The organism is Streptomyces sp. NPDC046887, assembly GCF_040644755.1.
GTDB classification, from domain to species: Bacteria; Actinomycetota; Actinomycetes; order Streptomycetales; family Streptomycetaceae; genus Streptomyces; species Streptomyces lichenis.
The window spans coordinates 145,849-165,894 of sequence record NZ_JBEYXH010000005.1; the positions used below are offsets into that span (position 1 = coordinate 145,849).

At 71.6% G+C, this 20,046-nt stretch carries 17 protein-coding genes and 1 tRNA gene; 7 read left to right on the plus strand and 11 right to left on the minus strand.

The window, feature by feature from the left end; translation table 11 throughout:
* Window positions 1-115: 115 nt before the first annotated feature.
* A tRNA-Val gene (locus ABZ945_RS07935) sits at window positions 116-190 on the minus strand.
* A gap of 198 nt (window positions 191-388) precedes the next feature.
* Between ABZ945_RS07935 and ABZ945_RS07940 the strand changes: the two genes are divergently transcribed.
* The 4 genes from ABZ945_RS07940 (at window position 389) to ABZ945_RS07955 (ending at window position 3,578) form a co-directional block, all read left to right on the plus strand.
* On the plus strand, window positions 389-1,177 hold the full coding sequence (locus ABZ945_RS07940) for a DUF4097 family beta strand repeat-containing protein (protein WP_361265664.1): 789 nt from the start codon (window positions 389-391) through the stop codon (window positions 1,175-1,177).
* A gap of 107 nt (window positions 1,178-1,284) precedes the next feature.
* Entirely contained in the window at window positions 1,285-2,613 is a 1,329-nt protein-coding gene (locus ABZ945_RS07945; RefSeq protein ID WP_361265667.1) for a hypothetical protein, read from the plus strand.
* A 48-nt stretch (window positions 2,614-2,661) separates the two neighbouring features.
* Entirely contained in the window at window positions 2,662-2,880 is a 219-nt protein-coding gene (locus tag ABZ945_RS07950) for a zinc ribbon domain-containing protein (protein ID WP_361265670.1), read from the plus strand.
* An 86-nt stretch (window positions 2,881-2,966) separates the two neighbouring features.
* Complete coding sequence (locus ABZ945_RS07955; RefSeq protein WP_361265673.1) at window positions 2,967-3,578, plus strand: DedA family protein; 612 nt, start codon at window positions 2,967-2,969, stop codon at window positions 3,576-3,578.
* Between the two features lie 13 nt (window positions 3,579-3,591).
* Here ABZ945_RS07955 and ABZ945_RS07960 read toward each other — a convergent pair whose 3' ends face one another.
* From ABZ945_RS07960 to ABZ945_RS07970, 3 genes are read right to left on the minus strand one after another with little or no spacing between them, the layout of a single operon-like run.
* On the minus strand, window positions 3,592-4,389 hold the full coding sequence (locus ABZ945_RS07960) for an HAD family hydrolase (protein WP_361266005.1): 798 nt from the start codon (window positions 4,387-4,389) through the stop codon (window positions 3,592-3,594).
* A gap of 8 nt (window positions 4,390-4,397) precedes the next feature.
* Entirely contained in the window at window positions 4,398-6,938 is a 2,541-nt protein-coding gene (locus tag ABZ945_RS07965) for a phosphoribosyltransferase (protein WP_361265675.1), read from the minus strand.
* Between the two features lie 23 nt (window positions 6,939-6,961).
* A complete protein-coding gene (locus tag ABZ945_RS07970) occupies window positions 6,962-8,137 on the minus strand; it encodes an HpcH/HpaI aldolase/citrate lyase family protein (RefSeq protein ID WP_361265677.1) in 1,176 nt (391 codons plus the stop codon).
* Between the two features lie 239 nt (window positions 8,138-8,376).
* On the opposite strand from ABZ945_RS07970, the gene ABZ945_RS07975 reads away from it, so the two are divergent.
* A complete protein-coding gene (locus ABZ945_RS07975) occupies window positions 8,377-9,309 on the plus strand; it encodes a TerD family protein (protein ID WP_361265680.1) in 933 nt (310 codons plus the stop codon).
* A gap of 52 nt (window positions 9,310-9,361) precedes the next feature.
* Here ABZ945_RS07975 and ABZ945_RS07980 read toward each other — a convergent pair whose 3' ends face one another.
* The 6 genes from ABZ945_RS07980 to ABZ945_RS08005 form a co-directional block, all read right to left on the minus strand.
* Window positions 9,362-10,105: a Tellurium resistance gene (locus ABZ945_RS07980; RefSeq protein ID WP_361265683.1), complete on the minus strand. Its 744-nt coding sequence runs from the start codon at window positions 10,103-10,105 to the stop codon at window positions 9,362-9,364.
* Window positions 10,106-10,279: 174 nt separating this feature from the next.
* Window positions 10,280-11,404, minus strand: coding sequence for a DUF475 domain-containing protein (locus ABZ945_RS07985; RefSeq protein ID WP_361265686.1), 1,125 nt, complete (start codon window positions 11,402-11,404; stop codon window positions 10,280-10,282).
* Window positions 11,405-11,518: 114 nt separating this feature from the next.
* The gene (locus tag ABZ945_RS07990) at window positions 11,519-12,094 is read right to left on the minus strand and encodes a TerD family protein (protein ID WP_361265689.1); all 576 of its coding nucleotides are present in this window, start codon (window positions 12,092-12,094) and stop codon (window positions 11,519-11,521) included.
* 266 nt (window positions 12,095-12,360) lie between these two features.
* Window positions 12,361-12,936: a TerD family protein gene (locus tag ABZ945_RS07995; protein WP_248637504.1), complete on the minus strand. Its 576-nt coding sequence runs from the start codon at window positions 12,934-12,936 to the stop codon at window positions 12,361-12,363.
* Between the two features lie 203 nt (window positions 12,937-13,139).
* Complete coding sequence (locus tag ABZ945_RS08000) at window positions 13,140-13,625, minus strand: peroxiredoxin (RefSeq protein WP_361265693.1); 486 nt, start codon at window positions 13,623-13,625, stop codon at window positions 13,140-13,142.
* Between the two features lie 110 nt (window positions 13,626-13,735).
* Window positions 13,736-14,167, minus strand: coding sequence for a DUF3052 domain-containing protein (locus ABZ945_RS08005; RefSeq protein ID WP_248637502.1), 432 nt, complete (start codon window positions 14,165-14,167; stop codon window positions 13,736-13,738).
* 675 nt (window positions 14,168-14,842) lie between these two features.
* On the opposite strand from ABZ945_RS08005, the gene aceE reads away from it, so the two are divergent.
* The gene (aceE, locus tag ABZ945_RS08010; protein ID WP_361265696.1) at window positions 14,843-17,575 is read left to right on the plus strand and encodes a pyruvate dehydrogenase (acetyl-transferring), homodimeric type; all 2,733 of its coding nucleotides are present in this window, start codon (window positions 14,843-14,845) and stop codon (window positions 17,573-17,575) included.
* Window positions 17,576-17,669: 94 nt separating this feature from the next.
* On the opposite strand, the gene ABZ945_RS08015 is transcribed toward aceE, so the two are convergent.
* A complete protein-coding gene (locus tag ABZ945_RS08015) occupies window positions 17,670-18,563 on the minus strand; it encodes an alpha/beta hydrolase (RefSeq protein ID WP_361265699.1) in 894 nt (297 codons plus the stop codon).
* Between the two features lie 572 nt (window positions 18,564-19,135).
* Between ABZ945_RS08015 and ABZ945_RS08020 the strand changes: the two genes are divergently transcribed.
* Window positions 19,136-19,948 (plus strand): ion channel, encoded by an 813-nt coding sequence (locus tag ABZ945_RS08020; protein WP_361265702.1) that lies wholly within the window; start codon window positions 19,136-19,138, stop codon window positions 19,946-19,948.
* Window positions 19,949-20,046 lie beyond the last annotated feature (98 nt).

Consider the following 20,046-nt stretch of genomic DNA (forward strand, 5'->3'; position numbering starts at 1 on the left):
TCAGCGTCATCACGCCACCTCAAAGCGCCATAGCCCATCGCCCCGGCCGGGAAACGAATAAGGCCCAGGCTCCCGGTTCAGTACCGGTGACCTGGGCCTTCGTCGTGCTACCTGCTGGTGGGCGCGGACGGTTTCGAACCGCCGACATCTGCCTTGTAAGGGCAGCGCTCTACCCCTGAGCTACGCACCCGTGGAGGAGGCAACAGCCTACATCGACACCGGGGCCATCCGGCAAACGCCGCCCGGGCCTGGGCCAGGAGAGGGGAGGGCGGGGGGGCGTAGGGGGGTTAACCCCACCTTGAACTGGGTGGTTGGCCGGAGCGCGGCGAGGCCGGGGGGTTACGTAGTGTGAGGGCAGTGCAGGAGAAGTCCATCTCGGGGGGTCAGCATGGTCGTTCGTCGTGTGGTCAGGCGCCGGATCGTCGGGCGTTCGCTGCTCGTGATCGGAGGCGCCGCCTTGGGGGTGATGGTGCTCACCGGGTGCGGGTCGTCGGAGCTGGAGTCGGCGCCGGTGGAGCGGAAGTCGTTCGCCTTCGACGGGGACACGCTGGAGGTGGAGACGGACGACTCCGAGATCGTGCTGGTCGCGGCCGATGTGAAGGACGTGGAGGTGGCACGGCAGGTCGACGGGTGGGGGGTGTTCGGCAGCGGGCCGGAGCCGGTGTGGCGGCTGGAGGACGGCAAGCTGTCGCTCCGGGTGGAGTGCGACGCCATGATCAGCGACTGCGAGTCGCGGCATGAGGTGCGGGTGCCGCGCGGGGTGGCGGTCACGGCGAGCGGGGAGAACGGGGACCTGACGGCCGAGGGATTCGCCTCGCCCCTGCGGCTGACCTCGGACAACGGCACGGTGAGCGCTCGGGATGTCACCGGCGCCCTGGACCTGACCAGCAACAACGGCGATATACGGGTGGAGGGCAGGACACCCGCGCAGGTCACCGCGCGGGCCGAGAACGGGGATCTGCGGCTGGTGCTCGACCGGGCACCGGAGAAGGTCGACCTGGTCAACGACAACGGGGGTGTGGTGATCGAGGTGCCGGGCGGGGCCACCACGTACGACGTGGACGCCCAGAGCGCCAACGGCGAGGTGAGCGTGGACGTGCCCACCGACCCCAAGAGCATCCGCAAGGTCGGGGTGCGCGCTTCCAACGGCGATATACGGGTCCGGGCGATGAACTGACCGTCCCGTGTGTTCGTCCCTACCGGGTGGGAGAATGTACCGGTCAGGGCGGACGCAGTACGGGAGCGGATGTGACGGTGACACGCGCGCGGCGGACTGTGAACGACATGCTCGCGCTGTTGCTGCCGCCGCTTCCCGTGGTGGTCGCGGTGCTCGCGGTGGCCGGGACGGCACTGCCGGCGGCCGTCACCGGCGGCGGGACGCGGCGCTGGTTCGGCGGCCGGGGAGAGAGCCGGCGCGCGGAGGCCCAGGCCGCCCGGGACGCGGCGGCGCAGGCCTTCTACGAGCTGGACACCGCCCAGCGGGGGCTGCGCATCTCGATCGAGACGATCACCGCGGTGGACGCCTCTCCCGCGGCCCGGCAGGCGGTGGACCACTTCGCCGAGCTGGGCCGCCGTATCGACCAGGTGAGCGAGGTCTACATCACCGCCGTCGACGCCCATGACCTGGACCACGACGACCTGGACCCCTCCGTGGCCGCTCGGGCGACCGGCGAGCTGAACCGGGCCAAGGACGAGCTGACGCGGGTCAAGGAGGAGCTGGACCGGTACGAGCAGGGCCTGGCACCGCTGCTGGGCAAGGCGGAGACCCAGTTGGCCCGGCTGGCCCCGGCCAGGGAGCGGACCAAGGCCGCGCTGCTCGCCGCGAGCAACGGCCTGGACGCCGCCCGCGCCTCCGGACTGCGGGCCGACGAGCTGGCCGCCCGGCTGGCGGCGCTCGGGCCGGAGCTGACCCGGCTGAACGAGGGCGCGGGACAGCACGGGGTCGCCGAGACGCTCCAGCGGGCCGACCGGATGCTGCGGGAGGCCGAGGCGGTGCGCTCGGAGGCGGAGCGGCTGCCGGAGCGGGCCGCGGAGATAGACAAGCGGCTGGTGTCGCTGCGGACCAGGGCCCAGGCGCTGTCCCACCGCGCGGGCGGGGTCGAGCCGGTCCTCAGCGAGCTGCGCCGCCGGTTCAGCGCCGCCTGCTGGCAGGACCTCCAGTCCGTGCCGGAGCAGGCCGCGGCGAACGTCCGGCAGGCCGAGGAGCGGCTGGGCGAGGCCACCCTGGCTCGGAAGGAGCAGCGCTGGGCCGATGCCACGGCGCTGCTGGGCACCGTACGGGCGCTGCTGAACGGCTCGGACGAGGCGGTCTCGGCGGCCGGGGACCGGCTGGAGCGGCTGAACGCGGTCGCCAAGGACCCTCAGGCGGAGGTCGAGCGCACCCGCTTCGCGATCCGGGACGCCCAGCGGCTGGCCATGGCGGGGCGCAACACCCCCGATCCCCGTCACGCCCGCCCGCTGGACGACTCGGTGGCGCGGCTGGAGCGGGCGATCGGCGGTCTGGAGGGCCGCCACCCGGACTACTGGCACTTCCTCCAGGAGACCGATGCGGTGCGGACGACGGTGGCCCGGGTGGTCGAGCTGATCCGCGAGGACCGAGGCGCCGGCCGCTGAGACGGCGCCCGGCCGCTGAACGGCGTAGGGCGCGGCTACGCTGGGGCCATGCCTCGTTACGAGTACCGGTGCCGCACCTGCGGTGACACCTTCGAACTGAACCGTCCCATGGCCGAGTCGGCCGACCCGGCCAGCTGCCCGGGCGGGCACGAGGACACCGTGAAGCTGCTGTCCACCGTGGCGGTCGGCGGCACGGCCAAGGGGTCGGCTCCCGCGCCCGCGTCGAGCGGTGGCGGAGGGTGCTGCGGGGGCGGCTGCTGCGGCTGACCACCGTTTTCCGCGCGACGCGGGCGGAGCGGCTTCTTCGGGTTGCCTTCAGGGAGCCTTCAGCAACGCACCTCTAGCGTGGGGCCATGGAACGCTGGATCAACAGCCTCATGGAGGCGCTGGGCGCGCCGGGCGCCGGACTCCTCATCGCCCTGGAGAACCTCTTCCCGCCGCTGCCGAGCGAGGTGATCCTGCCGCTGGCCGGGTTCGCCTCCGCCACCGGCAAGATGAACCTGATAGCCGCCCTGGTGTGGACGACGGCGGGTTCGGTCATCGGCGCCCTCGCCCTGTACGGGGTGGGCGCGCTGCTGGGCCGCGACCGGACCGTCGCCATCGCCGGGAAGCTGCCGCTGGTGAAGGTCTCCGACATCGAGAAGACCGAGGCGTGGTTCAAGCGGCACGGCACCAAGGCCGTCTTCTTCGGGCGCATGGTGCCGATCTTCCGCAGTCTGATCTCCATCCCGGCCGGGATCGAGCGGATGCCCATCCCGGTCTTCCTGCTGCTCACCACATTGGGCAGCGCCCTGTGGAACACCATCTTCGTGCTGGCCGGCTATCTGCTGGGCGACAACTGGGAGCAGGTCAGCCACTATGTCTCGCTGTACTCCAAGGTGGTGCTGGCGGTCGCCGTCCTCGCCGTGCTGACCTTCATCGCGGTGCGGGTCTTCAAGAAGGGCTCCGGCTCACGGCGCAGCTGAGCAGGTCATACGACTAGCTCCCGCCGACCGCCTCCGTGAAGCGGCGGGCGATCTCCTCGCCCGCCAGCACCCCCACCGCCTCGGTCAGCTCGATGTGGCCGGCGCTCCATCCGGTCTCGGCCAGTTCGCCGTGACCGGGCCGCCAGCCGTGATCGGCGGCGAGCAGCAGATCGGCGTCGAGCAGTGAGTCCCCGGCGGCCAGCACCCGGTCCGCCCCGATCCGGCGGGCCACCTCGCGCACGGCCGCGCTCTTGGTGAGCGGCAGCGGCACCGCGTACACCTTCCGCCCCTGGAGCGAGACGGCCCAGCCGCGCGGCGCCGCCCAGGCGGCCAGTTCCTTCATCCAGCCGTCCGGCAGCAGGCCCCGCTCCACCACCAGATAGGCGAACAGCTCCTCGGCGACGCGTTCCTTGAGCAGCCAGGCCGGGTCGGCGGTGGCGATCAGATGGGCCCGCACCTCCGCCAGCGGGGCGCACTCGTCGGCGAGCCGGGCGGCCACCTGGCGCTGCCAGTCCGGGTCACTGACCCCGTCCACCAGCAGGTGCCCGCCGTTGGCGCAGATCGCGTACTCCGCCGGCGGCCCGGGGAGGTGGATGCGGTGGTACTGCTCCCGGGTCCGGGTGGTCGTCGGTACGAAGAGGGCGTGCGAGGGCAGTTCGGCGATCAGCGCGGCCGCGGTCTCGGTGACGAAGGACAGCGGCTGGTGCCCGTACACCTCCACACAGAGCAGCCGGGGCGCCTCGGCGTCCGGCATGGTCAGCCCGAGGGCGTTGGGCGAGTAGATCAGGGTGCGGTCGAGGTCGCTGGCGATCAGGGTCCTCACGACGCCACCTCCGCCCCGCCGGTCACCGGGGTAGCCGCCCCGCCGCTCACCGCGCGGCCGTCGGCGCCGGTGGCGCCCCGGGTGAAGCGGGGGTGGATCAGCCCCACACAGGTGTACGGGAGGCCGTCCACCTCCTCGACGGGGACGCCGCGCTGTTCGGCGAGCAGCCGGACGTGGTCGAGGTCGGGGCCCGCGCCACGCCGGGCCAGCACCTTCCAGGGCACCCGGCGCAGCAGCACCCGGGTGGTCTCGCCGACGCCCGGCTTGACCAGGTTCACATCGTGGATGCCGTACTCCTCGCTGATCCGCTCCACCGCCGCCCACCCTTCCCAGGTGGGCGAGCGGTCCGCCGCCGACAGCTCCTTGACGTCCGCCTCCACCAGGGCGGCCACCTCGTCGAAACGGGCCGCCACGGTGTCCGTGAAGTCCCGGGAGACATCGGCGCCCGCCAGCTCGCGGTAGAACTTGGCGCCGTGGTAGTCGTCCGGGCCGACCAGGTCCGCCCGGAGCACGGTCCGCGAGACCAGCCCGGAGACGGTGGAGTTGAGGCAGGCGGACGGGATGAGGAAGTCCTCCCGGGTGCCGTAGGTCCGCACACAGGAGCCGGGGTCGGCGAGCACCGCGATCTCCGGGTCGAAGCCGCCGAAGTCGGCGAGCGCGGCGGCCAGTTCGCGGGTGATGGCGCCCTTGCCGGTCCATCCGTCCACGAAGACCGCATCGGCCGGGTCGTGGTGGGCGGCCAGATAGCGCAGCGCGTTGGCGTCGATGCCCCGGCCGCGCACGATGGACACCGCGTAGTGCGGCAGGTCCAGTCCGTGGCGGTGCAGCGCCCAGCGCCGCATCAGCACCCCGACCGGAGTGCCGGCCCGGGCCAGGGACACCAGCACGGGCCGGGGCGAGCGCTCGGCGAGCACGGTCTCGGTCACCGTGCCGACGGCCCGGGCGATCCGCGCGGCGGAGGCGTCGAGCGCGGAGCGGTAGAGGGCCTGGTAGGCCTCGGTGGGCTGGTACTCCACCGGCAGCGACTCGGCGTAGTGCGCCCCGCCGCTCTGCACCGCCTCCTCGCGCTCCTCCGTCGGGGCCTCCAGCTCGATGTGCGAGAGATCCTGGAGCAGCCAGCCGACGTCCTCGGGCGGGTAGGAGGAGAAGACGGGTCCGCGCAGCGGCTCGGCCAGTCGGGACACCCTGGGCGGGTGGGATTGCTGCGGCGGCATGGGGGCTCCTTGGGCCGTGGCGGACGGCACAAGGCCGGACTGGTGCACAGGGGCGGGGACAGGGACAGGGACGTACGAGGGGATGACGGCGAGGACCACCCGGGGGATGTGCGCGGCGAGCTGGGCCAGCAGCCCGCCCGGGGCGTGCAGGGCGGGGGTGTCGGCGACCGAGTCGACGACCACGGCGACCGCGTCGAAGCCGCCGCCCACCACGTTGTAGGCGTACCGCTCACCCGGCCCGTCGGCGGGGTCGTCATAGGCCGGGAAGACCAGCCGGCTGCGGATCGCGTACCCGGGGTCGTCCACGGCGAGCACCGGCGAGCGGGTGGTGGTGGAGAACCGCACCTCGGCCTCGCCGCGCCGCTCCAGGGCGGCGCCCAGCGCCAGCGGCGCGTACATCAGCTCCTCGAAGCCCAGGACCAGCACCCGCCGGGGCGCCGGAGCGCCGCCCCCGGGCGACAGCCCCTCGGCGAGCCGGGCGGCCATCGCGGGCAGCGCCGCGTCCAGCCGGGCCCGGTGCGCCGGGGTGAAGCCGTGCCGCCCACCGTCCGGGACGCCCTCCGGCCAACCCAGCTCCACCCTCCGCACCGGCACGGCAGCGGCATCCGCCCGCACGGCGGCGGGCTCATGAGCGGCGACCAGGGCCATACCCTTCTCCAGGACCCCGTCCGGCAGCCGTACCGTGCCCGCCGCCAGGGTCACCAGGTCCACCCGGGCGCCGAGCTCGGTGGCGAAGGCGGTCAGCCGGTCGCGGTCGGCCGGCGCACGCATGTCGACCAGCGCCACGACCACGTACCGCTCGCGGGGATAGCGCTCGTGCAGCGCCCGTACGGTGTTGAGCACCGTGTTCCCGGTGGAGAACTCGTCGTCCACCAGCACCAGCGGGCCGTCCCCCGCCAGCAGCGCCGGGTCCTCGGGCAGCAGCAGATGCGAGGTGGCGTGCGAGTGGGACTCCTCGAAGCCCCCGGCGGTGGCGACGCCCTCGACCGGGCGGCGGGTGGAGTGCAGATACGGGGCGGTGCCCAGCCCGTCGGCGACCGAGTGGCCGAGGCCGGTGGCGGTCTCCGCGTACCCGAGGACCACGGCCCGGGCGGCCTGCTCGGGCCCGAGCAGCTCGCGGACCCGCACCCCGAGCCCGTACCCGGAACGCCACACCACCTCCGGACTCTGCGGGACGTGCTTGCCCAGCACGGTGGAGACCAGCAGATGGGCCCGCTTGGGGTTCCGCCGCAGGGCCAGGCCCAGCAGCCCGGGCAGGGCCTGGTCGCCCGCCAGTTCCACGCCCAGCCGCTGCGACACCCAGGTGCCCGGCCACACGGCCATATCCTCGTCCTTCCCTCCGGCCATCACAGGGCCAGTCCCGCCGCCAGCAGCTCCACGAACCCCACGTCCTCTCTCGCGACGCCGAACACCTCGGCGCGCAGCAGGGTCCGTTCGGCCCAGGCGCGGTGCGGCTTCACCTCGTTCATCTTGTTGGTGTACGCGCTGCGCAGCACCCCGCCGCCGCCCCGCTCGGGGCGCAGGATGTCCTGGGCGTCGCTGTACTCCTCGTGGCTGACCACGGACAGCGCGTGCACCGGCAGGACATGCGAGGGGTGGATGCAGGTCTTGCCGGTCAGCCCGTTGGCCCGGTCGAGCTCGATCTCCCGGAGCAGTCCGTCCATGTCGTGCTCGATCAGCGCGGTGCGCAGGTCCTCGGCGCGCTGCTCCAGGAACGGGCTGCGGCGCAGCTGCGGCTTGAACATCCGCTCCTGGAGCCGGAAGTACTCCCAGACCGGTCCGCTGATGGTGAACCCGGTGCCGTCGGAGCGGCCGAGGACGTTGACCACGTCCCCGATGACCCCGGCGACGATCTGCACGTCGTAGGCGGTCAGATCCGGCGGGCGGCGCAGCCCGTACGCGGAGCAGAAGTCGGTGACGCCCAGGCGCAGCGCGAGCACCCGGTCGCGGTGCTTGTCGACGGTGCGGGCGATGCCGGCGAGGGTGTCGGTGCGGGTCTCCAGGTGGAGCAGTTCCGGCGACTCCAGCACCGGCATCGCGTACAGCTTCCGGCCGCCCGCGCTCTCGGCAGCGGTGTCGGCGGCGGCGAGCGCGTCGAGGAACGGTTCGCCGCGCTCCTCGGTGAACTTGGGCAGTACGAATCCGGACAGCAGCCGGACGGCCGGGCCGAGCCGGCGCACCAGGTCGGGCACCTGCTCGGGGCGGCGGACCCGGATGAAGAGCAGCGGCACCTCGGCGCCCTCGGCGTCCAGCGCGGCGAGGTGGCGTACGAGGTTCTCCTCCGCCCCGGCGACCTCGGCGTCGTCGATGGAGTCCTCCAGGCACAGCACCATGGAGACCACCCCGCGACGGGCCATTTTGGCCACGTCATCGGCGAGGCGGGGGCGGGTGGCGGGGCTGTAGAGGGTGGCGCCCAGCGCCGTGGCGAGGATGTGCGGAGGCGAGTCCGGTGTGAAGGCGCAGGGCTCGCGGTGGAAGAGTCCGGCCCGGGCGGAGGCCGGGATGTACCCGAAGTGACGCATGTGCTCCCCGTACTGCCGTGAGGGCCTGGTGCCATGGAGGCCGGTCGTTGAGGGTGGTGCGAAGGCTGGTGGATGTGGCCGGTAATAGTACGTAGGGGCGGATGTCCGCAGTTCCCTCCGGCCGTGAACGGCGGGTAACCGGGACGGGTGGTCCAGGTGACGCGGCCTTCGCGCGGGTCCCCGTATCCGGGCCGATCATGCGCGACCCGCGTTGTCCGGCACACGGTCGGGCAGGCAGGATGGCGGTCATGACGCACGCCATGCTGAAGGGTTCGAACGTCCCGCTGGACGCTGCCGCCGTCCGGGCCGTCCTGTGCTGGACGCCGGGCCCCGGGGTGCCGGACGTGGACGCCTCGGCGCTGCTGCTGGGGGCCGGCGGCCGGGTGCGCAGCGACGAGGACTTCGTCTTCTACAACCAGCCCCGGCATCCCTCGGGGCTGGTGCGGCGGCTGTCCAAGAAGCGCATCGCGGAGGGGCTGACCGACACGGTCGAGGCGGATCTCGCGGCGCTGGACACCTCGGTGGAGCAGGTGGTGCTGGCCGCCTCCTCGGACGGGGACACCTTCGCCCGGGTGCGCGACCTGCGGATCCTGCTGTACGACGCGGGGGCGACGGGCGCGTCGGCGCCGCTGGCCGTCTTCGAGGTGACGGCGGAGACCGGCGAGGAGACGGCGATCATCTGCGGCGAGCTGTACCGGCGCGGTGAGGGCTGGAAGTTCCGCGCGGTGGGGCAGGGCTATCCGACCGGGCTGATCGGTCTGGCGACGGCTTTCGGGATCTCGGTGGACGAGGCGGAGCAGGGCGAGCCGGAGGCCGAGGCCTCCCCGGCGGCTCCGTCCGGCGCGGACCTCCGCACGGCCGCCGGGGCCGGGGCGCCGGGGGTGGCCGGGGTATCGGCGACGACGGCCGCCGGCGCCGGGGGTTTCCCGCCGCCGCCCGCCGCCCCGCCCGCGTACGGCTATCCGCATGCGGCCTCCGGGTCCGACCACGCGGCCGGGGGGCGGCCCGGGTACGGCTATCCGCAGCCCGCCCCGGCGGCGGGAGCGGGCGGTCCGGCGGCGGGGGCGGGGCAGCCGGCTCCGGCGTACGGCTATCCGCAGCCGGCCGCCGCCTACACCCTGGACCCGGAGTTCGTGCTGCCGCCCATGGGCCCCCAGTTCGTCCGCCCCTGAGGTCCACTGGAGTCACCGGCCGCGGCGGCCACCGCGGCGGCTACGCCCCGCCTCACGCCTTGCCGGCCTTGAAGCCCCGCCCCCACTGCATGCCCCAGCCGTAGAGCCGGTCCAGCTCGGCCTGGAAGCCGTAGACGAACCGCACCTCGCGCCGGACCTGGAGGTCGCCCTTGACGTTCTCCAGCATGAACACGGCGCAGGAGCGGGCCTGCGGGGCGCGCTCGTCGAGCTGGATCTCGATGCGCGGCCCGTTGCTCGGGTACAGCGTCATGGTGGCGTGGGTGCGGTCGAACGCCGGGGTCTGGTCGTAGATGTAGACGAAGAACAGCAGCCGCTTGATCGCCTCCCGGTGGTCCAGGTTGACGAATATCGTCTCTCCCGAGGGGGCGCCGAACCGGTCGTCGCCGCTGAGCTTCACATACGGGGCGGCGTTGAGGTCGCCGAAGTAGCCGCCGAGCGGTTGCACCACCCCCCGGCTGCCGTCGGCCATCTCGTAGAGGCAGCCGATGTCGAGGTCCACGTTGACCATGCTCTGGGTGTGGGCCTGCACCACGTCGGGCTTGAAGAACCTGAGCGGATGGCGCAGCAGTCCGCTGCCGCCCTTGGAGCGGCCCTCGATGTCCGAGGTGCGCATCCGCCAGGAGAGGTTGACCCGCAGGTTGCCGGTGGCCGCGCCCTGTTTGCTGAGCGAGACCGACGGGCGGCGCTTGGTCAGGTCGATGGCGTTCGACGCGGCGCCGCCCGAGTCGAACTGCGTCGTCGCGCCACCGCGCAACAGGTTGTCCCAGAAGGCCATGCGCCCCCACCCCCCACTCGTCCCGATGCCGCGCGGACGCGCGGCGGGGCGGCCGGGCAGGACACCCGGCCGCCCCGCAAGGAAGCGTTCCTCGAACCCGGCCCTGTCACACCCGCCGGGCCCTGGCGGTCGCGCTCACCTCCTGACCACCGGCAGCGATCAGGCCATCAGCGGTCACACGGTGACGTGCGTCTCCTCGTCCTTCCCTTCCTTGGCGAGCGCCTTGTTGCGGCGGACCGAGGAGAGGAAGGAGGCGGCGATGAGGACCACGCCGATCAGGCCGGTGATGATCTCGCTGATCTCGTACTGGATGGTGATCAGCAGGATGGCCGCGAGCGCGCCGATCGCGTAGTGGGCGCCGTGCTCCAGGTAGACGTAGTCGTCCAGGGTGCCCTGGCGGACCAGGTAGACGGTGAGCGACCGGACGTACATGGCGCCGATGCCGAGGCCCAGGGCCATCCAGAAGATGTGGTTGGTGATGGCGAAGGCGCCGATGACCCCGTCGAAGGAGAAGGAGGCGTCCAGGACTTCCAGGTAGAGGAAGAGGAAGAAGGCCGCCTTGCCGGCCAGGCCGACCAGCGAGGGGTCCTTGCCCTCGCGCTTGGCCTGCTCCTCGATCTCGTGCTCCCGCTCCTCGTCCTCCTCCAGCTTGTCTTCGAAGTAGCTGGAGAGGCCGTTGACCAGGAGGTACGTGACAAGTCCGGCGACTCCGGAGAGCAGCACGGTGGCCGACTTGTCCGAGTGGCCGGTGCTGGTGTGGGCGTGGGTGGCGACGGTCATCGCGCAGACCAGCAGCACGATCAGGGCGAAGCACACCGAGAGCATGTCGACCTTGCCCAGCTTGGCCAGCGGGCGCTCCAGCCAGCCGATCCACCGGTGCTCCCGCTCCTCCAGGATGAAGGCGAGGAAGATCATCAGCAGGAACATGCCGCCGAAGGCCGCGATGGCCGGGTGCGCGTCGGTGACCAGGGCCTCGTACTGCTCCGGCTGCGACTGGGCGAGCTGGACGGCCTCGATCGGGCCGACCTTGGCACTGATGGCGACGATCACCACCGGGAAGACCAGGCGCATGCCGAAGACGGCGATGAGGATGCCGATGGTGAGGAAGATCTTCTGCCAGAAGGCATTCATCTTCTTCAGGATCCCGGCGTTGACGACCGCGTTGTCGAACGACAGCGAGATCTCCAGGATCGACAGGATCAGGACGACCCCGAAGGCTTCCCAGCCCCACTGCCAGGCGGCGAACGCGAGGCCGACCGCCGTGATGCCGAACGACCAGCCGAAGGTTTTCAGGACCACTGGATACCCCATCGTTTCGAAATACCGGTTCGGGCACCCTCGCCCCGTGTCCGTCGGGTGGTGCAGGGACCCGGAGACGTGTCTTCAGGAGCTCGGCCCTGTGGGAAACGCCCCTTAGGAAACATCGACTCCGAAGTCTAGGGCGATGCCCCTCAGCCCCGATGCGTACCCCTGTCCGACCGCGCGGAACTTCCATTCGCCGCCGTACCGGTACAGCTCGCCGAAGATCATCGCGGTTTCGGTGGAGGCGTCCTCGCTCAGGTCGTAGCGGGCCAGTTCCTGGCCGTCGGTCTGGTTGACCACCCGGATGAAAGCGTTGCTGACCTGGCCGAAGCTCTGCCCCCGGTTGTCCGCCTCATGGATGGAGACCGGAAATATGATCTTGTCGCAGTGCGGGGGCACCCGGCCCAGGTCCACGATCAGCGACTCGTCGTCGCCGTCGCCCTCACCGGTGAGGTTGTCACCGGTGTGCTCGACCGAGCCCTCGGGGCTGGTGAGGTTGTTGTAGAAGACGAAGTACTCGTCGCCCAGCACCCGGCCGCCCTGGCAGAGCAGCGCGCTGGCGTCCAGGTCGAAGGGCGCCCCGGTGGTGGAGCGGGCGTCCCAGCCCAGACCGATGAGCACGTGGGTGAGGTCGGGTGCGGCCTTGGAGAGGGAGACATTGCCTCCCTTGGCGAGCGTGACGCCCATGTGCGGATCCTCCCCTGAGGTCTGCGCCGCGTCTCCTCAAGGCGCGCGGCGCGGTGTGCGGTGTGCGGTGCGGAGCGGTGGCCGACGGGGGTCGGCGGTCGGCGGCGGCAGGTGGATGAGCGGGTGCGGCAGGCGTACGACGGGCGCCCCGGCGGGCACGGCGGCGGCCCGGAGGGAAGGCGCGACCGGCGCCGCACGGCAGGCGTGCGGCGCCGGAAGTCGCGGTCCCCGGGCGTGCGGCCGGATGCCCGGGCTCACCGGATCGGTCAGACGTTGACGCCGAAGTCGCGGGCGATGCCCGACAGACCGGAGGCGTACCCCTGGCCGACGGCGCGGAACTTCCACTCCTCGCCGTGGCGGTAGAGCTCGCCGAAGACCATGGCGGTCTCGGTCGAGGCGTCCTCGCTGAGGTCGTAACGGGCGATCTCGGCGTTCCCGGCCTGGTTCACCACGCGGATGAACGCGTTGCGCACCTGGCCGAAGGACTGCTGGCGGCTGTCCGCGTCGTAGATCGAGACCGGGAAGACGATCTTGGCGACATCCGCCGGAACGCCCGCGAGGTTGACCTTGACCTGCTCGTCGTCGCCCTCGCCCTCACCGGTGAGGTTGTCACCGGTGTGCTCGACCGAGCCGTCCGCGCTCTTCAGGTTGTTGAAGAAGACGAAGTCCTGGTCGTTGCGGACCTTGCCCTCGGCGCTCACCAGAATGGCGCTGGCGTCCAGGTCGAAGTCCGTGCCGGTGGTGGTGCGGACGTCCCAGCCGAGACCGACGGTGACGGCGGTCAGGCCCGGGGCCTCCTTGGTCAGCGAGACGTTGCCGCCCTTGCTGAGGCTGACTCCCACGAGTCCCTCCATTGGTTTCCAGGGGCAGCGCCCCCGTCGTACATGGCAATCGGATCAACGAGTCGATCCTAGTGAGCGGTTCCCGAGCCGGGCAGGCACTTGCGGCGGGGAATCGCAGGGTGTCGGTTTCAGACGGTCCGCGGGGTGTCGGTTTCAGACGGTCCGCGGGGTGTCGGTTTCAGACGGTCCGCGGGGTGTCGGTTTCAGACGGTCCGCAGGGCGTCGAGCGCTTGGACGTACTCGTCCAGGTCGCGCGCGTCCGGCAGGTCGTTGACCACCGTCCAGCGCACCACGCCCTCCTTGTCGATGATGAAGGTGCCGCGTACCGCGCAGCCCTTCTCCTCGTCGAAGACGCCGTAGGCGCGCGAGGCCTCGCCGTGCGGCCAGAAGTCGGAGAGCAGCGGGTACTCCAGGCGCTCCTGCTCGGCGAAGACCCGCAGGGTGTGGATGGAGTCGGTGGAGACGGCGAGCAGCTGGGTGTCGTCGTTGACGAAGCGGGGCAGCTCGTCGCGGAGCGCGCACAGCTCGCCGGTGCACACACCGGTGAAGGCGAACGGGTAGAAGAGGAGCACCACGTTCTTCTCGCCGCGGAAGTCGCTCAGGGACACCGTCCGGCCGTGGTTGTCCTTCAGGGTGAGGTCCGGGGCCTTGGTGCCGGCCTGGACCGCCTGGTTCGCCTCGATCGCCATGGCAGCGTGCTTCCCTTCGGTGCGGGGCCTGTGGTGGTCCCCACCCTACGCACCGGGCCCCCGCCGAACGTGTCGGCGGGGGCCCTTGGCACGGGGGCTCGGCTCGCGGGTCAGCGCTTGCCGGACTTGGGGGTGACCAGACGGCTGCCGGTCCAGTCCCCGCCCGCGTTGATGCTGCGGGTCTGGGAGAGCCCGGCGGTCTGGGCGGCCTCGTTGATGTCGCTGGGCTCGATGTAGCCGTCGCGACCGGTCTTGGGCGTCATCAGCCAGATCTGGCCGCCGTCCTCGATCAGCCCGATGGCGTCGACCAGTGCGTCCGTGAGGTCTCCGTCCTCGTCCCGGAACCAGAGCAGGACGACGTCCGCGACGTCGTCGTACTCCTCGTCGACGAGCTCCTGGCCGATGACGGCCTCGATGCCCTCACGGAGGTCGTGCTCGACATCGTCGTCGTAGCCGATCTCCTGGACCACCTGTCCGGGCTCGAACCCCAGCTTCGACGCCGGGTTGGTCCGCTCCTCCGCGTGGTCCGCGGTCGCGCTCACGGCTTGCCTCCTGATCATGTCTTCTGGAAAGTGCTGGCGCCGCGCGCGTACGCGCGGCATGGGCCGTAGTCCACACGTGCCGGGCGGATCGCGCAAGTACCCGGCGACCGAGACCGCCGAAACGGTGACTTTTCCGTCCGTCCCGCCGCAACTCCAGGCAACTGCCCGCCCGCGTGCCGGGCACCTGCCCGCCCGGGGCCGCGCCACACACAACGGCTCTTGACCCACTTTAGGCGCTTCCACTCCTTCCGTGCCTCCCCATCCGGCCCGCGCGACCGGCCCCGGGGCGTCGCGGCGGGGTCCGGCGGCGTCGCGACGGGGTCCGGCGGCGGGGCACCACCCCGGTGGTGCGGGGCGAACGGCCGGACGAGAAGGGGAACGGCCGGACGAAACGCCTGGCCGCACTGGGCGTATGGTTGCGATTTGACCGACCTCTCCCGGGCCGGTCGAACCGACCTCTCCCGGGCCGGTCGAGCGGCCCCGTCCCGGCCGGTCGGCCGAGTGCGGGCGCCCGAGCGGGGCCTCGCCCGGCCCGGCCCGGGCCCGGAGGCGGCGACCCGTTTGGGTTACCTCTCGGTAAAGATGACGTTCGCGTCCGCGGGGTAGACGATGGGGGCGGCGCGACGTACCGACCACCCAGCATCCCCGTAGGCTCCCCCGACCAGAAGGAACAGCGTGGCTTCCGGATCCGATCGCAACCCGATCATCATTGGCGGCCTTCCCAGCCAGGTCCCGGACTTCGATCCCGAAGAGACCCAGGAATGGCTCGACTCCCTCGACGCCGCCGTCGACGAACGCGGCCGGGAGCGAGCCCGCTACCTGATGCTCCGGCTGATCGAGCGGGCCCGCGAGAAGCGCGTCGCCGTGCCCGAGATGCGCAGCACGGACTACGTCAACACGATCGCCACCAAGGACGAGCCGTTCTTCCCCGGCAACGAGGAGATCGAGCGCAAGGTCCTCAACGCGACCCGCTGGAACGCCGCGGTGATGGTCTCCCGCGCGCAGCGTCCCGGGATCGGCGTCGGCGGCCATATCGCGACGTTCGCCTCCTCCGCCTCGCTCTACGACGTGGGCTTCAACCACTTCTTCCGCGGCAAGGACGAGGGCGACGGCGGCGACCAGATCTTCTTCCAGGGCCACGCCTCCCCCGGCATCTACGCCCGCGCCTTCCTGCTGGACCGGCTGAACGAGACCCAGCTCGACGCCTTCCGCCAGGAGAAGTCGAAGTTCCCCAACGGTCTGTCGTCCTATCCGCACCCGCGGCTGATGCCGGACTTCTGGGAGTTCCCGACCGTCTCCATGGGCCTCGGCCCGCTGGGCGCGATCTTCCAGGCGCGGATGAACCGCTATATGGAGGCGCGCGGCATCGCCGACACCGCCAAGTCGCATGTCTGGGCGTTCCTCGGCGACGGTGAGATGGACGAGCCCGAGTCGCTCGGCCAGCTGTCCATCGCCGCCCGTGAGGGCCTGGACAACCTGACCTTCGTCGTCAACTGCAACCTCCAGCGCCTCGACGGCCCGGTGCGCGGCAACGGCAAGATCATCCAGGAGCTGGAGTCGCAGTTCCGCGGCGCCGGCTGGAACGTGATCAAGCTGGTCTGGGACCGCTCCTGGGACCCGCTGCTGGCCCAGGACCGGGACGGTCTCCTGGTCAACAAGCTGAACACCACGCCGGACGGCCAGTTCCAGACGTACGCGACCGAGACCGGTTCGTATATCCGCGACCACTTCTTCGGCGGCGACCAGCGGCTGCGCGCCATGGTCGAGAACATGACCGACGACCAGATCCTGCACCTGGGGCGCGGCGGGCACGACCACAAGAAGATCTTCGCCGCGTACGCGGCGGCCCGCGCCCACAAGGGCCAGCCGACGGTGATCCTGGCGCAGACGGTGAAGGGCTGGACGCTGGGCCCGAACTTCGAGGGCCGCAACGCCACCCACCAGATGAAGAAGCTGACGGTCGCCGACCTGAAGGGCTTCCGGGACCGGCTGCACCTGCCGATCTCCGACAAGGAGCTGGAGGACGGCCTCCCGCCGTACTACCACCCGGGTCCGGACTCCGAGGAGATCCAGTACATGCACGACCGCCGCAAGGCGCTGGGCGGCTATGTGCCGACCCGGGTCGTGCGGGCGAAGCCGCTGACGCTCCCGGAGGAGAAGACCTACGCGGCGGTGAAGAAGGGCTCCGGGCAGCAGTCGATCGCCACCACGATGGCGTTCGTCCGGCTGCTGAAGGACCTGATGCGGGACAAGGAGATCGGCAAGCGGTTCGTGCTGATCGCCCCGGACGAGTACCGCACCTTCGGTATGGACTCGTTCTTCCCGAGCGCCAAGATCTACAACCCGCTGGGCCAGCAGTACGAGGCGGTCGACCGCGAGCTGCTGCTCGCCTACAAGGAGTCGCCGACCGGCCAGATGCTGCACGACGGCATCTCCGAGGCCGGCTGCACCGCCTCGCTGATCGCCGCCGGTTCGGCCTACGCCACCCACGGCGAACCGCTGATCCCGGTCTATGTCTTCTACTCGATGTTCGGTTTCCAGCGGACCGGCGACCAGTTCTGGCAGATGTCCGACCAGCTGGCGCGCGGTTTCGTACTGGGTGCGACCGCCGGTCGTACGACCCTGACCGGTGAGGGTCTCCAGCACGCCGACGGCCACTCCCAGCTGCTCGCCTCGACCAACCCGGCCTGTGTCTCCTATGACCCGGCGTACGGCTTCGAGATCGCGCATATCGTCAAGGACGGCCTGCGCCGGATGTACGGCGAGGACAGCGAGGACGTCTTCTACTACCTCACCGTCTACAACGAGCCGATCCAGCACCCGGCCGAGCCGGCCGACGTGGACGCCGACGGCATCGTCAGGGGCATCTACCGGCTCAGCACGGGCGAGAACGGCCAGATCCCCGCGCAGATCCTCGCCTCCGGCGTCGCCGTGCCGTGGGCCCTGGAGGCGCAGAAGATCCTCGCCGAGGAGTGGAACGTCAAGGCCGACGTCTGGTCCGCCACCTCCTGGAACGAGCTGCGCCGGGACGCCGTGGACGTCGACCGCCACAACCTGCTCCACCCGGAGGAGGAGCAGCGGGTGCCCTACGTCACGCAGAAGCTGTCCGGTGCCGAGGGCCCGTTCGTCGCGGTCTCCGACTGGATGCGCTCGGTCCCGGACCAGATCTCGCGCTGGGTCCCGGGGACGTACACCTCGCTGGGCGCCGACGGCTTCGGCTTCGCCGACACCCGGGGCGCCGCCCGCCGCTACTTCCACATCGACGCGCAGTCGATCGTGCTGGCGGTGCTGACGGAGCTGGCCCGCGAGGGCAAGGTGGACCGGTCCGCGCTGAAGCAGGCGGTGGACCGCTATCAGCTGCTCGACGTCACCGCCGCCGACCCGGGCGCCGCGGGCGGCGACGCCTGAGCCGCGGGTAGCCCCGAGCGGGCGTAGACGCACGGGCGGTGCGGGCGGGGTTTCGACCCCACCCGCACCGCCCTTTTTCCTTTGCTACGTGCTTTCAGCGCACCGCGGCCGTGGTGTGCTCCAGGATCGCCGCGGCGAGCGGCCCGTGGACCTCGCGCGGCAGGGCGTGCCCCATCCCGGGGATGGCGACCAGGCGGGCGGCACCGATCACCTGGGCGAGATGGGCGGCGTGCGGCGGCGGATAGACCGGCTCGGCGGGGGCGGCGACCACCAGGGTCGGCACCCGGTTGACCGCCAGCTCCCCGGTGCGCTCCATACCGGCGGTGCTCGCCCGGGCGTGCGCGGTGCTGGTGGCGTGGTGCCCGGTGTGCCGTACGATCCGCCGCTCCAGTTCCCGGGCGGCCTCGGCGTCAAAGGGGATGAGGCCGCCGTTCAGCAGCCGCCAGTGCTCGACCCGCCGGTCCAACTCCGCCTCCAGATCCCGCTCCTCGGCTGGCTCGGACCACAGCGCCACCAGGCGCGGATCGACGCCCGGAAGTTCGCCCACCGGGGTCAGTTCCCCGTCCGGACCGGTGTACGGGCGGGTGCTGAGCGCGCCGGTGCCGATGAGGGTGGCGCTGAGCAGCCGGTCCGGGTGGTCGGCGAGGAGGAGCTGGGTGAGCATGCCGCCCAGGGACATCCCCACCACATGGGCGCGGTCCACACCCAGGGCGTCGAGCACCGCCACGGCATCCTCGGCCAACTGGGGCAGCGGGTAGGGCTTTTGGTCGAAGGACCAGGTGGACCGGCCGGTGTCACGGTGGTCGTAGCGGATCACCCGGTGGTGCGCGGCCAGCAGCTCGACCAGCTCCTCGGGCCAGCCGAGGCCGGATGCCTGTGCCCCCATGATCAGCAGGAGCGGCGGCGCGTCGGCGGGACCGCGGCTCTCCACCCACAGGCGCACATCGGGCGCCACGTCGACGAAGCGCTGACTGAGTTCCCGCTGCATGAGTTCCCCAAGAGTGGTGAGACGGTCCGGGAGGACCGGATGTGGACGGTGCGGCCTGTTCTTCGGCGGGTCTTTCGTGGGTTCGCATCGCGACTGGCGTTGGACTTGGCTTTGGCTTTGGCTTTGGCTTTGGCGAGACGATACGTATCGTATAGCATTGTGTCGCTGGCGGGCAATGCGGGGCGTTGCGGGGTTCGCTTCCCGTCTGGCGGGGGAACCCACCCCCCTCCCCCTCCCATCCAGTGGCCCGGAGTCACCCCCGGCCGCTGCGACCTGGGCCTCCGGCCCGAAGACCGTCGGCGCCACGCCCCCGAGCCCCACGGCCCCCAGGCCCCCAGCCGCGGTAGCCCTACAGGGCGCCGCCACTGCGCGCCGTCCGCCACCCCCGCCCACCCCCACCGCGAGCACGGCGGTTGCCGCTGCAGGCGGGGGCGATCCAGCGGGGCCTCGTCATATACGCGTCCCCGGGCACGGGCCGCCTCGCAGCCGTGCCGGACGTCGGGGCGGGCCGCTCGGGCCGTGGGGGCGAGGCCGACGCGGGCGGGGCCGGGCCGCCTCCTAGCATGGCGGCCATGAAGGACGAGTCGCGCCTGTCGCGCTGGGAGGCCGGTACGCAGGTGCCGTTGCTGGTGCTGTCCGTGGGCTTCGGGCTCGCCTATGCGATTCCCGTGGTCGCCCCTGGCGCGGACGGCTGGGTCCACACGGTGTGCGGGCTCGTCGAGTGGGTCGTGTGGGCGGCCTTCGCCGTCGACTACCTGGTGCGGCTGGCGCTCTCGCCGGCCCGTCTGCGATTTGTGCGGGAACACCCCCTGGACCTGCTGGCGGTGGCGCTCCCGCTCGTCCAGCCGCTCCGCCTGCTGCGGCTGGTGGCGACCATGCTGCTCATCGGGCAGCGGGCCAGGAGGGCCCCGCAGGTCACCCTCACCACCTATGTCGCCGGTTCCGTGGTGGGGCTGCTGATGTTCGGCTCACTCGCCGTGCTCCAGGTGGAGCGGGACGCACCCGAGGGAAACATCAGGACGCTCGGCGATGCGGTGTGGTGGTCCTTCACCACCATGACGACCGTCGGCTACGGGGACCATGCACCGACCACCGGGCTCGGACGGCTGCTCGCGGTCGGGTTGATGCTGTCGGGTATCGCCCTGCTCGGTGTGGTGACCGCCAACATCGCGGCCTGGTTCATCTCCCGCTTCGAGCGGGACGACGAGGAGGAGCGCCGGCAGCGGGAGTTGCTGGAAGCGTTGATGGTGGAGGTGCGGGAGCTACGGGCCGAGGTGGGCCGGCTGGCGGGGAGCGCCCCGGGCGTACTGCCGCAGCCTGCCGCGCGGTCGGCGGGCTTCGAAGGCCCCCGGGGTCCCGAGGCTCCGTCCGCGCCGGCCTCCTGAGCGCGCTCGGCTTCGGGGTGGCTCACCTCCCGGTGCGCTCATGGGCCAGTGGTGCGTGCGCCGGGGCCGCACCTGGTGGGGACATGAGCTGCCTGGCC

Excerpts from the sequence above, each read along its gene's own strand:
- ABZ945_RS07940 (WP_361265664.1), top strand. The coding sequence starts at position 389 with ATGGTCGTTCGTCGTGTGGTCAGGCGCCGGATCGTCGGGCGTTCGCTG.
- ABZ945_RS07945 (WP_361265667.1), top strand. The coding sequence starts at position 1,285 with ATGCTCGCGCTGTTGCTGCCGCCGCTTCCCGTGGTGGTCGCGGTGCTC.
- ABZ945_RS07950 (WP_361265670.1), top strand. The coding sequence starts at position 2,662 with ATGCCTCGTTACGAGTACCGGTGCCGCACCTGCGGTGACACCTTCGAA.
- ABZ945_RS07955 (WP_361265673.1), top strand. The coding sequence starts at position 2,967 with ATGGAACGCTGGATCAACAGCCTCATGGAGGCGCTGGGCGCGCCGGGC.
- ABZ945_RS07965 (WP_361265675.1), bottom strand. The coding sequence starts at position 6,938 with ATGGCCGTGTGGCCGGGCACCTGGGTGTCGCAGCGGCTGGGCGTGGAA.
- ABZ945_RS07970 (WP_361265677.1), bottom strand. The coding sequence starts at position 8,137 with ATGCGTCACTTCGGGTACATCCCGGCCTCCGCCCGGGCCGGACTCTTC.
- ABZ945_RS07975 (WP_361265680.1), top strand. The coding sequence starts at position 8,377 with ATGGCGGTCATGACGCACGCCATGCTGAAGGGTTCGAACGTCCCGCTG.
- ABZ945_RS07980 (WP_361265683.1), bottom strand. The coding sequence starts at position 10,105 with ATGGCCTTCTGGGACAACCTGTTGCGCGGTGGCGCGACGACGCAGTTC.
- ABZ945_RS07990 (WP_361265689.1), bottom strand. The coding sequence starts at position 12,094 with ATGGGCGTCACGCTCGCCAAGGGAGGCAATGTCTCCCTCTCCAAGGCC.
- ABZ945_RS08000 (WP_361265693.1), bottom strand. The coding sequence starts at position 13,625 with ATGGCGATCGAGGCGAACCAGGCGGTCCAGGCCGGCACCAAGGCCCCG.
- ABZ945_RS08015 (WP_361265699.1), bottom strand. The coding sequence starts at position 18,563 with ATGCAGCGGGAACTCAGTCAGCGCTTCGTCGACGTGGCGCCCGATGTG.
- ABZ945_RS08020 (WP_361265702.1), top strand. The coding sequence starts at position 19,136 with ATGAAGGACGAGTCGCGCCTGTCGCGCTGGGAGGCCGGTACGCAGGTG.